The 15,092-nt window shown below is 50.5% G+C and carries 7 protein-coding genes; 1 reads left to right on the top strand and 6 read right to left on the bottom strand.

The genetic code is table 11. The features are described 5' to 3' along the window. Complete coding sequence (locus AC58P7_RS23730; RefSeq protein ID WP_132418655.1) at positions 1–96, top strand: IS3 family transposase; 96 nt, start codon at positions 1–3, stop codon at positions 94–96. Between the two features lie 68 nt (positions 97–164). On the opposite strand, the gene AC58P7_RS23725 is transcribed toward AC58P7_RS23730, so the two are convergent. From AC58P7_RS23725 to AC58P7_RS23700, 6 genes are all read right to left on the bottom strand, one after another. Continuing rightward, positions 165–1,295, bottom strand: coding sequence for a Gfo/Idh/MocA family protein (locus tag AC58P7_RS23725; protein ID WP_497347283.1), 1,131 nt, complete (start codon positions 1,293–1,295; stop codon positions 165–167). Between the two features lie 90 nt (positions 1,296–1,385). Then, a complete protein-coding gene (locus AC58P7_RS23720; RefSeq protein WP_497347281.1) occupies positions 1,386–2,267 on the bottom strand; it encodes a TolB family protein in 882 nt (293 codons plus the stop codon). 65 nt (positions 2,268–2,332) lie between these two features. After that, on the bottom strand, positions 2,333–2,842 hold the full coding sequence (locus tag AC58P7_RS23715) for a VOC family protein (RefSeq protein WP_497347279.1): 510 nt from the start codon (positions 2,840–2,842) through the stop codon (positions 2,333–2,335). Positions 2,843–3,111: 269 nt separating this feature from the next. After that, complete coding sequence (locus tag AC58P7_RS23710) at positions 3,112–4,113, bottom strand: LacI family DNA-binding transcriptional regulator (RefSeq protein ID WP_497347297.1); 1,002 nt, start codon at positions 4,111–4,113, stop codon at positions 3,112–3,114. Positions 4,114–4,300: 187 nt separating this feature from the next. Then, a complete protein-coding gene (locus AC58P7_RS23705) occupies positions 4,301–7,108 on the bottom strand; it encodes an RICIN domain-containing protein (protein WP_497347277.1) in 2,808 nt (935 codons plus the stop codon). Between the two features lie 320 nt (positions 7,109–7,428). After that, positions 7,429–15,003 (bottom strand): discoidin domain-containing protein, encoded by a 7,575-nt coding sequence (locus AC58P7_RS23700; protein ID WP_497347275.1) that lies wholly within the window; start codon positions 15,001–15,003, stop codon positions 7,429–7,431. Positions 15,004–15,092 lie beyond the last annotated feature (89 nt).

The following is a 15,092-nucleotide window of genomic DNA, read 5'->3' as shown; positions in this document are numbered from 1 at the left end:
GTGGAAGATTATATTTACTTTTATAACTACCAACGGTTTCAATCCAAACTGAAAAAACGCGCACCGATTGAGTATCGATGCGCTTTGGCAGCATAGCTTTTTTCATTTGTCTACTTGACAGGGGTATGACCAAGGGCCAGAGCTTTTTCAGTGGCCTCTTTCTTTTAGGCAAGTCCAGATTCTTCCTGGGAGTTAAGATACGAGCTATCTAAGTAGCCTTTAGGAATAGGCGGCATATTGGCAAACGTCGATTTCAACACAACGTGTTGCTTCGTCTCACCGCTACGTACAATACTGTGCAATATCTCCAGAGCATGATAGGCCATTTCCTTGTTCGCACGGTTCACTCTGCCCTTGCGCATGGACCACGCCATTTCTGCGACGCCAAGTCCCCGGCTCTCTCCGGTGAAAGCATGGGATTGCTGCATGACCATGGGCTCCGTGTAGCCCTTTAGAATAACCTTGACCTCGCCGCCAAAAAGGTTTGGATCGGACATGTACATGATCCCACTGGTGCCAAACAGGACAAGCGTCGGCTTCTCCGGAATAATGAATATGGAATTGGAGTCGAACAGCATGCTGCCGACCGTTCCACACTCAAATTGCAGCGTGCCGGCCATAATATTTTCACACTGTATCTCATAGGACTCATCGAGCTTTTCAATAAAATAATGCTTCCGTGCCTTGTTCAGCGTCTTCGAAATCCCGGATACCTCCGTAACGGGGCCCAAAATGCTCAGCATAGCGGTAATATAATAAATGCCAACATCAAAGCCAATGCCTGCACCAGGTTTAACGGCTAGCGGAGAATGCTCCGCAAAGAGGGAAATGTCCCTGTTCAATGCACAGTGGAAGGAAGTGACTTTCCCGATCATCCCGCTTTCGACCACGAATCTAGCGGTCTGGATGCTTGCTCCGAGAAAAGTATCTGGAGCTACGCCGAGATACAGATTTTTTTCATTGGCGATCCGAACCAATTCAGCTGCTTCCTCCAACTCAATTGCTAATACCTTTTCTGTATAAACATGCTTGCCGGCTTCGAGCAGCTGTTTCACGACACTGTAATGCGCGGTCGATGCGGTCAGATTGACAACGATTTCAATTGAATCGTCCGCGATAATTTCTTCGATGGAGAGTACTTTGATGTTATATTTTTCTGCGGCCCGTTCGGCCTTTTCAGGATTACGATCGCAGCAGCCAACCACCTCCAATATTTGGAAGCAGTTAACCATTGTGCTTAAATAAGCATCGCTAATCATGCCACATCCAACTACAGCAACTTTTATCGGTTTCACAGGTGCCATGCCCATCAATCCCTTCTACTATTTGTAGTACCTGCCCGTAAAGGAAGGTCATAACTCACATTTCTATCCAAGACTTGAACGCTACTGCTTCAGCCGATACGAAACAAAAGCGAGCTTACGGCTATCCGGCGCCCACGAATTGACATTTATCGTTCCCTGACCGCCGAACAACCTAGCAATCGTACGGGATGCTCCGCCCCCTGCAGGCATCAGACGCAGTTCCACTTGTTTGTTGGCCGGGTGCTCTCCGGGAGCCACATCTCCTATTCGGTATGCCAGGTAGGATACCCATTCGCTATCCGGGGACACATGCGGAAACCAGCAGTTGGCTTCATCAAATGTCATTTGCTCCGGATTCCCTCCGTCATAGCCCATACGCCAAATCTGCATCAAACCGCTTCGCGTCGAATTAAACCATATCCAGCGGCCGCAGGGCGAAAATTCAGGCCCGTCATCCAAACCGGGAAGGTCTGTCAACTGGATCTCTTCACCACCGCCCGCCGGAATGGTGTAGATATCGTATTGTCCGTTTCTTCCCGCACAGTACGCAATGGTCGAGCCGTCTGGAGACCATCCGTGCAAAAAGCTGGGACCGTTCGGCGTTACCAGTTCCGGTACCCCTCCCACTAAGGGAAGCACATATATTCTGGACAGTGCATCCTCTTCCGTGAAATGGCTGACCGCAAGTCGAGTGCCGTCGGGAGAAAGTACATGGTCATTATTGCAATCGACAGCAAATCCGGTCTCAATCTGCCTAACCGCTCCAGTATCCAACTCGTAAGTGTACATAAGGCCGTTACTGTTATACACCAGATATCGGCCGTCATTCGTCCAGTTTGGGGCCTCGATGACCTCATCGAATTCACGCAAAACAGTCCGTTCGCCCGTAACGATATCCAACGTTTCCAAAATGCTAAAAGAATCCCTTTCTTTTAATAAAGCTCTAAGGGTTTTGATGTCCATTTCATTCGTACTCCTTTGCAATTTGAATTGCTGTGTACTTTAATTTTCACTATAACTCCCAAAACCTATTTTATTTCATCCAATGGTTCTGAACTCCCTTGGGCAAGGAGCCGCATCAAATGGCGGTTGTCAGCCAGGTTGTTGATGCTAAGCTCCAATCCAAGCTGAGCTCTCGTGTCCACGTAGCTGTAAGAGCCTTTGGTAAAATAGCCAACATGGTACGGGAGTTCTGCTCCGATGTTGGCCAACGTCTGGTACATCGACTGGCGGTCATCTACGAACATGCAGAAATGGAAAACACCTTGTCCGTGATTATCCAGAAAGGTTCTCCATGGACTCGGAGATTCGGCCGGTTGCATAAGCTCCAGGATCAGATGCTCCAGTTCGTACTTGGCTACCTTGCATCCGCTGTATTCTGTAAGATTTCCATACGTATAGTGAAGCCCCCCTTCCGTCGTCATTGTCTCTACCGGTGCCTGTTGAACGCCAAGGACCTTAGCCCAATTGGCGCTGGCCTGTTCCGCATCATGGACTACAAGGCAAATCTGGGTAAGCATTGGTAGCGGTCGCGTCATCGTTCTTCCACTCCTTCTGTTATTGATTGAGTTAGCGCGGATTAGAGTACCCGAATATGAATACCCAGGCACTTTCATCGAGACTCGGCTCAATATGTTATCGTTAACACATCAATCAATATAATGTGTTAACGTTACCACATTAGTCATGAAACTAGGTATGACTTATTGACCGGATAGCTGGATGCTGATTCAGGCGAAGCACGAACCAGAATCGAATGCCAAGGGGCAAAATCAATTCAAAAGGATTCTGGTTCACGCTGCCCGGCCTAGTCGCCATGCCATTCCCGCACCGTATGTCGGTCCATCAGAAACGGGTCTATTCCGATTGTGCAGGATGGGGCTGTAATGTCGCTCATTCGCCGCAGAAGCAGTTGCAAAGCATGATCACCGATTTCTTTGAACGGTAAACCGACTGATGTAATCGGCGGAGACAGCAAAGCCGACAGTGTGTTGTCGTATCCGATAAGAGACACATCGTCCGGCACACGAAGACCGCGTTCATACAAAACCTGCATTACACCGCAAGCATAAATGTCTGAAGTCATAAAAATCGCCGTCGGAGGATGCTTAGCATCCAGTAGCTCACCAATTGCCTTCCGGCCAGCCTCCACCGAATACTCGGGCATGACCCTTACCCATTCCTCCTGAGGTGCGATTCCTGCCTCGTTCAGCGCATCAAGGTAACCCGTGTAACGATCCGTTTCCACTTGGTGCCACAGCTCGGCGCCAACAAAGGCGATACGTCGGTGCCCTTTATGCACCATATGACGGACGGCGCCTGACGAACTGGCGCGATCATTGACTACAATTCGGTCAACCGAGGGCATTTCATAGGTCCGTTCAATCATAACAACGGGTATATTCTGTTCGATTAAGCGGCCGATTAATTCCTTTGAAATGGCATGATACGAGGTAATAATAACACCGTCCACCCGGTGGCCGATCAAGTCGTTGACCCATTGCTCCTCCTCGCCAAATCCATGGTGGCAGGTAAGAGTCAGCAAATGATAACCGCTGATCGAGGCAGCAGTATTGACGGCGGAGCTTATCTCCTTAAACTGCATATTGGTGTTAAACAGCGTCAAATGCCCAATAATCTTGCTCTGACTTCTTTTCAGTCCCTGTGCAATCTTGTTTGGTATATAGCCCGTCTCTTTGATGATCCGCTCGATCTCCTTGCGTTTCTCCTCAGACACGTAGCCGTTATTGTGCAGAACCCTGCCGACGGTTGCGAGCGAAACGCCCGCTGCTTTTGCCACATCCGACATCTTAATATTCATAATCAGTCTCCAGAATTACATGTGTTATCGTTAACACACTAACACATTTTCTTACATATGGCAATGTGTCTGTTGACTCTCACTTATGACAAGAATTTATGTGCATAAATGTGAACTGACGGAATATGTCCTGTCTTTATAGCATCGTGATTACTATGCGCATTCATTCACATCCTTACTGTTTCACTAATAACCATTGTTGATTTGTGGTACCGTTATACGTCCATTGTTGAGTTTGCGTACCGTCTGCAGTAGAACCGCCGCTTACATCCATTCCCTTTCCACTATGGCGTGCTATTATCTTATAAAATCCGCTACCCACATCAACGATTTGCCATTGCTGATTGTTGCTTCCGCTATACGGCCATTGGATGATTTGCGCGCCGTCCACAGTGGAAGCACCGCTCACGTCCATGGCCTTTCCGCTGTTGACATTGATAATCTTGTAATAGCCGGTGCCAAGGTCAGTGATGACCCACTTCTGGCCGTTGCTTCCGCTGTCGGTCTGCTGTACAACCGCAGCGCCGTCGGATAAGGAAGCGCCGCTCACGCCAGCCAATTTGCCGCTGTGGCGCGCGACCATTTTATAAGTAGCACCGCTTGTTACCTGTTGGAAAATTTCGATTTCGGCAAACATCATCCGGTAATAATTCGTATCGTTCGGATTCGGCCGAAGATTGGTTCCCGTTACTTTGACATATCTGGCCGAAACGGGTGTGAATGTGAATGCTTGCCCGCTGTTAACGAACGGATAATTGGTCTTCGTGACAACGGTCGTCCAGTTTGTTCCATCTGTGGACACCTGAATATTGAAGTCAATCGGGAAACAAAAACCTCCATTAATCCCATCATTGCGTGGGAATAATGTTACTTGGCTGATCGTATTGCTCGCGCTTATATCTACCTGTACCCATTCCGTGTGATTGGCAGTCAAGGAATTGTTGCTGGAAAAGCCCCAAGCGCCGCTTACGGAATTTTCTTGCCCGTCAACCGCGTTCGTTTTAAGCCAACAGCAGCATTCAAAGCTGCTGCTCGACGTCACAGTTTTGTTAAGCGCAAGATTCGTGCCTGCAGTCGTATTGCTGGCCGTATTGCTTTGGGCCGAAACAACATCGGCGGCATCATAGGCTTGCACCGTGTAGCTGTAGGTCGTCGATGCGGAAAGCCCCGTGTCGGTATACGAATTCGTATAAGCCGTTCCTACTTGAACGCTGTTCCGGAAAATCTTGTAGCCGATAACTCCCTCATTATCCGTGGACGCTGTCCAGTTCAGCGTAATCTGGCCATTATTGTTTACGCTCGCCGTCAGGTTCGCCGGAGTTGTTGGCGCTGCCGATGAAGTAACCGCCGCTCTTTGAGGCAAGATGATAAACCTTTGGCTATCCGATGTTACGCTGCTCGCTGTAGCTGCGATTTGATTGGTGGCGTCAACATTTTCATATAAATTATTGGCATTGGATTTGAACGAATATAGCATATTGTTGTCTTCGCTTCCCGTGAACTTTTGCGTCGTACCAATTGTTGTGCTGTCGGCAATGAGGTAAGCCGAGCCGCCGTTGTTGGCAGAAACATACTTGTTATTGATTAGAGATTTAAACGCGTAGGTCTTACTTCCTTGATATTCCATCGTGAATGTTTCCTGTGTGCCAATATGAAAGGAACCGTCCGAGTTGAATCTGCTCACATTGGCAATTAATGGACTGACGCCTCCGCTAGCTGCAGTGACTACATAACTGATAAGATTTCTAGGGCTGATCGCAACGGTTGGATTCAGCGGTGCCGTTCGCGTATCCTGTGCGTTCAAGAGGCCTCCATACGAAGGGTGATCGGAAGTGAAGCCTTCCAGCTTTACGGAATTGATAACTTGTTTCGTAAACGGCATCGAGGAATCGGCAAGACCTACTTTGTTATGGAACAAATTGTACGCTTGTTCATACATCGGTCTGAATTCTCCGCGGTTTAGCGAAGAAACTTGTGTGTAAGGAGCTTTCGTGTCAGCGCTCTGTACTCTCGTAAAAGGTACGGGATAGCCTAAATTGTACTTGGCCGTATATTCCAACCCTTTCAACAGCGAATACGAGTTGTTGGGATAGGAAACCATGTCGGCGCCACTTACGTTGACCGAAGCTTGGTTAAAGCCTACTTCAGCGGCATCGGTAAGCATACCGACAGCTAATTGATTGTGGGCCTGATCTCTGCCTGCTTCTTGCGTTTGCCCGTCGCTCGTCTGGATGAAATGGGTGATGGAGCCGTTTCCTGCGCCGGTTTTGTAGTAATTGACGGCGGCATTATAGGCTGGATCGTCGTTGTTCCACACCCCGTAACAAATATTAAACAGGATGAGCAGCGCATCTACTGCACCGTTTCTGTCCAGGGCCGCGTAATTTTGGGTAATTGGATAAAAGACGTTCGTCATCATCGTAGAAAACTTGGTTATATCGGCTTGCTGCCACCCGGCGTTCGTATAACGGATGATTTCGGCCGCATTTAAAAATTTGTAGCCGTAAACACCCGCAGCAATGATCGCATCGCTGCCCTGGATGGAGGTCAACGTATTCGACCAGCCGTTTAAGAGAGCTATAGCCTCGTTGGCATAGGCTTGATTCCCGGTGATGTACCATTCCAATGCGTTAAAGTAAGCTGCCGTACCGCTATTTTTCAAATCGTCATTCCCCAGATCTCCATTTGTTGCGTCGTTCCGGTATACGATGCTGCGGTAGGTCGGAGTAAAGGAAGATGAGGCGAAGCCATTGTCCTGCAGCATGTGCCACTCATCAATCCAAGGGGACGCACTGGCAGCCACCTTGGTTTTCATCCGATCCAGATCGCTTTGGGTGTGAAGCATGCCCGGGTGGATATAAGTTGTTGCTGCGTGTACGGCGACAGGTCGGTAGCCCATTGTGAAGGACGCGCAGATCGCAATTAACATAATAAAAGTTAGAAATAATGGTAGTAATTTTAAATGCAGCACTTGTTTTGACATAATATAAATCCTCCTTATGAATTGAAGTTGTCAAACCTCTGATTGAATACACTTTCAACTGATGGTCAAATTGACCGCATCACCCTCTCCGACATCGTTTATCATTCCTATAAAAAATCCCTCTTGCGTGATTAGCAAAGCGTACTTGCTAAGATGTCGACACAAGAGGGATTTACAGGACTACGTTCTACTAAGACTATCGAATAGACAACAAGTATTCAGTATCCGGAGCAAGTAATTAGCAGCTTTCGCAGAAATATGATTTCCGCTCTGTCAGGTGCTGCCGCCGTCCAGGCTACTTTCCGTCACTAGTACGCTTCTTAATGATTTCCAGATTGATCATGCGGCACTGTGACGGTTACGGAAGTAACCGTTTTGTTGCCCGCTTTATCGGTTGCCGTGTAGGTGATCGTATAGATACGTGATTTTTCAGCACGTAAATTAAATGAAGTAGCGGCTGTACCGAAATTGGCCTGAATGTCGCCTTGACCGCTATCCGGCAGATTGCTCGTGATAGAGGTTAACACCACGGATTCAATGCCCGATGCAGCATCACTCGAATTCAGAGTCGCATTGACAGTCACCATTTTGTGATTTGCCGGCCAAATTGATGTCTTATCCAACTGAACAGATAGCGCTAGCGCCGTCTTGTCAACCTTAAACTCGACAGTTTTTTGGTGTTCGACATTGCCCGCCTGATCCTTGCTTCGGTATCCAAGCTTATACGTTCCTTCCCCGAAGGCAGGAATGGAACCGGTGTAGGTGATCCATGCACCGTCATTCACTTGGTATTCGGTTGTCACTGCTCCTCCGTATACATTGGCGTATACGGATAAGCTTACCGTAACATCCGTCGTATACCAGCTGTTCTTGCCGTTAGGCGCAGCCGGACTTAACGTTGCGCTGGTGACAGGGGCAATCTTGTAGATGTTATTTACGGTAATGCTGGTTACGTTCGATACGTTGCCTACGGCATCCATTCCTCTTGCATACACAGTGTCATTATCAGAGACAACGACTGGAGTGGTGTATGCTGTCCAAGTGCCGCTGTCTCCCACTTTGAATTCCTTCGCAGCCGCGTCAGCCGGATAGCTGATCATTACGGTGACACCCTGGTTGGTCGGCGCTATGGTATCTACAGCTAAGGTTGCATCCACCGGTGCTATATGATCGATATTGCCGACCACATAATTGGTTACATTGGATACGTTGCCTGCAACATCCGTTCCTCTTGCATACACCCTGTCGTTTGCGGAAATAACCACTTGGGCACCGTATGCTGTCCAAGTGCCGCTTGCGCCCAGTTTGTATTCTTTCACCACCGCATCAGCCGGATAGCTGATCGTTACGGTCACATCACTGTTGGTTGACGCTGTAATGTCGGCCGACAACGCTGCGTCCGCCGGCGCCGTCTTATCTAATCGTATGGCAACCGTATGCGCCGTTTCCACATTGCCGGCATGACCCACACTCCAGTAGACAAGCGTATGAGTACCTTCCTCCGAAACGGTTACTCTGGTTCCCGCCTGTTTGGGCCCGCCATCGAGCATGAAATAAGTTGCCTCAACGCCCGAGCCGCTATCGCTTGCCGTTAAATTCACCGTGACGTCGTGATTGACCCAACTGAGCGGGGCGTCATCAGTCGTTGTCGGCGCCTCCCTGTCCACGACCAGCAATCCATAAATCCCGTCCAGCATTACAGTCGCTGCATTCACGCTCGTCTGCGAGATATTCGGATCTGTTCGAAGCGATCTTGCCCCGGCAATATCCGAGCCTCGGTCGGACAACGCTTGCGTAAAGGCTTGCCAGCTTGCCGCCGTATACTTCCTCTCGTTGGCAAGATCGATCTTTTCGAGTAAATAATCCAGCAGCGATTTATCCGCCCCTATGCCGTAAAGCTTGATTTCTGCGATGTTCAGCCATTGACCGGCTTTAGCCTGGTACCGGATATACCGGTATGCAGTCGGATCTGTTATTTGAACCTCATTCCACTTCACCTCCGGCACGCCCGGAACAGTGTAAAGATCCGTCCAATTCGTGCCATCTATAGATCCCTGGAACTTGGCGCCTGGCATACGATCCGGGAAATTCCATCTTGGGTAATACGAAATTCGGCTGATCACGCGCTCGTTCCCGGCGCCCAGATCGACTTGCGTATATTTGTCGCCCGTATCACTGTCCGGCCACGTATTCGTATCTCCGTCCCATGCCAACTGTCCATTGATGGCCGAGGACGAGACCGAAGCGGCGGAGACTGCGATTTTACCGTCGAAAGGTTTCTCCAAAGCATCGAACGATTGCTGTACAGCCAGAATGGATGGAGGAACATCCGTTCCCGGTTCATTCGCGCTCAATCGATCCAATTCATCCCGCAGCTTCCGCACCGATCCTAACGAGTATTCGGCCGGATCGAAGGAGGCCTCCACGGCGTCGACAAAAGCGGGAATGTCGGCATACACATCGACCGTGACGAACGAATCCGCCGTTAACTCGCCATCGGAAGCGGAAACCTGGATCGTATGCCTTCCGGTTTGCAACGCGCCGGGCGTCCACGTCAGTTCCCCCGTGCCGGAATCCAACGTCACCCCGTCGATCGCGCCAGCCAAGCTAAGCGTCAGAGGATCGTCGTCCTGATCGGTCAAAGGCAGCTTGTGCGAGAAGCGGTATCCTGCAATTGCCTTCACCTGAACGTTCTCTGCAACCGGCAGCCTATTTGACGGCTCGACCTTGAAGGTCGACCAGTCGATATGCCCGGAAGCCGAGTCCGTCTTGAACACGAAGTACACCAAATACTCGCCCTGCATTGGCTTGGAAATTTCAAGCTCAACGGTTTCCCACCGGCCGTTCGTATTGGGAACATCGAACGTCCCGACCAGCGTGCCGGTATTTCCCCTGCCTCCTTCGCTTAAAGGATTGCCTGTGCCCGTACCGTCATACGACAACGTTCTTAGCTCGATATGTCCCGCAGAGGTTGTCGCCACCTTAACCTGGAAGGTTGACGCCGTCACTCCGAAATTAACCAACGGATAAGCCAGAATGGCGCCGTCCACGGCTCTAACACTTTGATGCCCCGCATCATCCGCATCACCTTCGGAGATGCCGCCTATGACGGCCCAATGATCCGCCGCCAAATACGTGTTATCAGGAATAAACGCAAATTTGAACGTATTCAGGGTCGCCGCCTGACCCTTGTAGACGAATACGATGTCATTGACTCCGGCAAGAAGGCTCGTCAGCTTGGTACGCACTTTAACGGCTTTGCCGCCCGTATTCGGCACCGCGATCGTTCCCAGCAATGCCCCCGAGCTACTCACTTTCCGCACCTCGATTGTACCGCCGCTGGTCTCGCTCGAAACTTCTGCGGATACATAAGACATGCCTTCTTCGAAATCCAGCGTATACGGCAAAACGGAACCGTTCGATAATGCTGCGCCTGCTGTCGTTTCTCTATTCGCGAAGTTGGAGGAAAACTGGAACCAGTCAAGGTCCATCAGCCAAGTGGTCGGATCTCCGCGGAATACCACATAGAGATTCGCTTTCCCGGTCGGAACGTTCGCCATATCGCCGTAAAACGTGTGGAAATAAGCCCAATCGCCCGTATAATCGAAGTTGACTTTCCCAAGATAAGTTCCGCCCGTTACGACAGGGTTATCTCCCTTGTCACTGAACGACAGCGTACCGTTGGTGACCGCGTAAAGCTCCACGTAATAATTGCGCGAAGCATTGCCTGTTGCCATCCGGAAGGCGACCGAGTTTAAGCGCGAGCCGAATCGCGAAAAATCAAAATCTTTATAAACAACATAGTTTCCGCTGCGCGTAGCGATCATGGCCGGATGGCCGTCGATTGCTTTGGTGGTCGGCACCGAATTGTCCGGGGCGCTAAGATCTTCGCGCCCTCCGGCGCTGTCGAAAGCTCCGGCGCTGAATCGTGTGCCCGTCAAACCGCCGATTTTCGCTTCAGTCACATACGCTTGCACAGGCACATCCTTCTCGGCTTCCTGCGAAGACGTAAGCGTCCCCAGCCCGATGTTGTCATGCGTAGCCTTTTCCGGGAAGAAGTTTTTGTCCTTGACCAGTTCCTGTAAATACCTGTATTTCGCGGGGTCTACCTTGGCCACGTTTTTGTAATAGTTGTAGACCTGCTCGTAAAAGCCGACGATATTCGATCTTCCGCGGTTAAAGGTTGAAATCGCGTTGTTATGATAGTTCCATGGCGCGTTATTCGTATAGCCGCCGGGCACTTCGCCTTGCTCCAGATCATAGCCCAGATTGTACCTTGCACCAAATTCCATCGCTTTCAGGACGAGATTGTCACCGGCTTCGTACAGATCGTTCGAGCCTTGCGAATAGGCGAGCTGCGCCAATGCGGCCAGCAAAGCGACGCCGCCCATGGCATGAGCCTGATCCCGATCGCTTTCCTTATTTTGACCCGTAATCGGATTAACGTTGAAGAACACGCTTCCGCCGTAGTAACCGATTTCTTCCCGCGTAATGGCAGGATTATAGAACTGGGCGACCGCCTGATTATACAAGTTGATGTCGTCCATAAAAACAGCCATCGAACCGAGCGCCGCATTATTCAAGGTGGCATGGTTATGAAGCAGATTTTGCAAAGCGACGTCGATCATGCTGTAGCCCGAGCCCGCCACGCCCGTTCCCGCATCGTCCGCCTCGAACATGGCAATCAGTTGATCCGTATCCGCTTGCGACCATCCTGAATACGAAGCTCTTAAAATTTCCGCGGCGGCCGGGAATTTCTGGCCGGGGCCGCCGTTGGACAGATCGGGCTCGCCGACTTGCAGCGTCGGGTATCCTCTCATCGTCTTGGCCCAGGTGATCATGACCTCCCTGGATTTTACGGCATAGCCCTCGTCCCCGGTAATATACCACATCAAGGCCAGATTGTACGCGGCATCGGCGTCGTTTCTGAATCTTGCTCCTTCCCAAGGGTTCGGAATGACCTTCATCGGCCCTTCCATCGCGTAGCTTTTGATCGCGTTGCCCGTCGCCTTCAGAGCCTCGTAGCCGCTCTTCCAAGGCTCAACACCCGCGAGAGCGTATGTCTTCATGCGATCCAGCTCTTCCTTCGTATGAAAGATCCCGGGATGCACGAATTCGAATGCGTTCCTTTTGTATGCGGTCGGAGGAACGTCGTATCCGAGCGGCCCCCATTTGGCATAAAAGTTCGTATTTTCCGTAACGGGCTTGGTCATATCTGCAGAGGTAGTCAGAGAGGCGTCGCTGTACCAGCCAACGAACACATATCCGCCTTTGATCGGCTTCCTCGGTTTTTTGACGGTTCCGCCGTACGGAACGACCTGGTTCTTGATCGCCCGTCCGCCATTGGCTTCAAACGAAACGGTGTACGCGTTGGCCGTCCATTTCGCAAAGACCATCGTATATTTCGAGATCAGAGCATTGAAGTCAAATGGGATCGTCGAGTCCGCGTTCGAATACCAGCCCGCAAACGTATATCCCGCTTTAACCGGCGTCGTGGCAGGCGGGGGCGCCGTTGCGCCGGCCGACAACCGTTCGCCCGGAACGGTTGAACCGCCGTCCGTATCGTACGCGACCATTAACGTCGATTCATATACGAGCTTCGATAAAACGGGGCGCAGCGACAGCACGGCCGCATTGATTTCAATTTGCTTCGTTTTTGCGTTCGCATTCGCCAGAACGCTTCTCGCTGCCTGGATAACCGATGCATAATCGGCTTTCGCCTGCTGAAAGGCGGCAAAGCTGGCAGCCGTATAACGCTGCGAATCGGCGTTGTCGAGCTTGCCCAGGGAATAGGACAACAGCGTAGTGTCTACCGGCGTACCGTACAGCTCGACTTCCGCGACATTCAGGTAGGAGCCCTCGGGTCCTACCACCCGCACATACCGGTAAGGAATCGTCGGCGCTGCCAGCTTGACCGTATTCCATCCGACGACGGGGATTGACCCAACGGTATGCAGCGTTGTCCAGTCCGTATTATTGTTGGAGCCCTGGAATTTGACTCCAACCATCCGATCGGGAAAATTGTACCGGGGATAATACTTGATGACGCTGATCGATTTGGCCTGTCCCTCTCCGAAATCAACGCCTGAATACCGCTCTCCGGGATAATCCGGCCAGGTGTTAATATCTCCGTCCCATGGCAGCTTGTCTCCGCCGGAGCTTACGACTGCCGCGTCGCCAATATAAGATACGGCGATATCCGACGTATTCCATTTTCCGTCGGGAGCCGGCTTCAGCTGATCGACCGCATTATGTACGATTTGCTCCGACATGCCGGGATCCATAAGCGATTCTCCGACAGCCCGAATCAGTTTAAAGGCATCCGTAAGCTTCTCGTAGCTTCCCATCGAATAATCCGAGCGCTTGTAAGCGTTCAGCGTGCTTGCAATCAAGCCGCTGAATGCGCCGTTCGTATAGTCTTCATTCGACCAAGGATTTTCGATCGGGACATCCGTAACCGTGCCATATAGCTCAATTTCACTCATATTCAGAAAGTCGCTTTTAGGCGCTTCGTATCGGATATAACGATAGGGGCCCTTCGAAGAAGCCAGCTTCACCGTTGTCCAAGCAGAATCTTGTGGGACCGCTGTAATTTTCAATAATTCATCCCAGGTTATACCGTCTTTCGATCCCTTGAATGTTCCTCCCACCGCTCTGGCAGCCCAGCCGGGACGAGGGTAGCAGCGTATGCCGCCAACCGTTATTTGTTTAAACTGGCCAAAATCGACCGCAGTCCAATGCGTGTTGTCCGCAGTAGCGTCATTGATGTTATAATCCGCAAAGGTGCTCGTATCTCCATCCCAAACCTTGACGCCATTATGCTGGAGACCGTAGTCGCCCGAAAAGACGCCAGGAGAGGAGAGGTAACTCACGGTGCTGCCGGACGTGTCTACTTTAACTCCCATGCCTGCTTCAAGTGTGCCGTATAATTGTATTTCCGCTACGTTCAAGAAGGAGTTTTGCGGCGTTTCATACCGGAGATACCGATATGGGCCGCTTGCCGGGGTTATAGCAACTTCCGTCCAAGCTACACTCGGCACTGATGTTATTTTGTAAAGCTCTACCCAGTTAACGCCGTCCAGCGAGCCTTTAAAGACGCCATTTACCATCCGATTCGGAAAATTCGAACGGGGATAAAACTTGATCCCTCTTAGCGTCACATTTTTCGCCCCAAAATCCACTTGGGTCCAGTAAGGTCCGCTTCCGGTGACGAAATCGACAAAAGTGTCCGTACTGCCGTCCCATGCTTTTGTCCCGTCATGATCAGAACTATATGAACCAACGGAGCTGCTGTAGGAGACTGCTCCGGCGGACGTATCCATCATATTTCCCAGGTCTACCGCCAGTGTGCCGTACAGCTCGATTTCCGCTACGTTCAGGAAGGAGTTTTGCGGCGTTTCATACCGGATATACCGATATGGGCCGCTTGCCGGGTTGATGGCAACTTCCGTCCAAGCTACACTTGGCACTGACGTTACTTTGTAAAGCTCTACCCAGTTGACGCCGTCTAGCGAGCCTTTAAAAACGCCATTTACCATCCGATTCGGAAAATTCGAACGGGGATAATAGCGAATTCCGCTAAGCGTCGTCCGTTTCGTCCCTAAATCGATTTGTGTCCAATAAGGACCGCTTCCGGTGACGAAATCGACAAAAGTGTCCGTACTGCCGTCCCATGCTTTTGTTCCGTCATGATCGGAACCATACGAGCCAACGGAGCTGCTGTAGGAGACTGCTCCGGAGGACGTATCGATTTTCGTTCCGGTCAATGTTGCTGCTGCTGCTGCTTTCTCTACGGGATAGATCACACTGTTCGGAAATGTATTCACGATAATTGCAAAGAAAAGTAAAAAAATCATACATTTGCTCAACATTCGTTTCTTATTTCTTCTGTTCATATGATTTCAACTCCTTATAAATGCCTTTTTATTGCCAGTTATACACATTTCCGTATACGCTTTCAATAGTTCAGCAAAACTGATGGCAA

The sequence above is a fragment of the Paenibacillus sp. J22FR5 genome (assembly GCF_059691975.1).
Note: the sequence above shows the minus strand (reverse complement) of the source record. Positions and strands in the feature narration are given on the sequence as shown.